This is a genomic window from Methylobacterium sp. WL69, assembly GCF_008039485.1.
Lineage (GTDB): Bacteria > Pseudomonadota > Alphaproteobacteria > Rhizobiales > Beijerinckiaceae > Methylobacterium.
The window spans coordinates 1-658 of record NZ_VRUZ01000210.1; the positions used below are offsets into that span (position 1 = coordinate 1).

Annotated in this window: 2 protein-coding genes; both read left to right on the top strand. The window is 69.6% G+C overall.

Annotation, left to right across the window (positions count from 1 at the left end; all coding sequences use genetic code 11):
* The coding region (locus FV218_RS22495; protein ID WP_147711611.1) for a peptidoglycan-binding domain-containing protein at positions 1 to 261 on the top strand (261 nt) is incomplete at its 5' end.
* Positions 262 to 296: 35 nt separating this feature from the next.
* Positions 297 to 638 (top strand): DUF1491 family protein, encoded by a 342-nt coding sequence (locus tag FV218_RS22500; RefSeq protein WP_147711612.1) that lies wholly within the window; start codon positions 297 to 299, stop codon positions 636 to 638.
* Positions 639 to 658 lie beyond the last annotated feature (20 nt).

Consider the following 658-nt stretch of genomic DNA (forward strand, 5'->3'; position numbering starts at 1 on the left):
CGCGACACCATCGGCGAGATCATCCGCGAGGGCGAGACGACGGCGTCCGTAACGCCCAAGGCCGATCCCGCCGTGGCGAAGGCGCAACGCGCCCTGGTCAAGCTCGGCTATGGCCCCCTCAAGGCGGATGGACTTCTGGGAACCGGCACCCGCGCAGCCATCGAGCGGTTCGAGCGCGATCGCAAACTACCGGTGAAGGGCCAGCCCGCCGGCCGCACCTTGCGCGAACTCGCCGCCCGCGCTGCCGCTGCACCGGGCTGATCCTCTTGTCGGAGGAATCCGGGTATAGGCGGTGCATGGCACGCCTGCGTTCGGATTTCTGGGTCTCGGCCCATCTGCGCCGTCTCGGCATCGAGGGGATCGCCGCCGTCCAGCGGCGTCGCGGCGCCGCGGAGGCGGGGGCGATCTTCGTCAAGGTCGATCGCCTCGACGGCCGGGCCGACCTCTACGGACCGGCGCCGCAATCCCTGGTGAATTCGGATGGCGATACGGACCGGCGCTTCGTTCCGCTGATGCGCGAGGCCGAGTCCGCCGACGTCGAGAGCCGCATCGGCAAGGAGATCCGCTTCGACGGCGACCTCTGGATCGTCGAGATCGACGACCGGGCCGGCCGTCACCTCCTGGATCTGGCCGAGTGAACGACGTCAGGAGGTCTGGC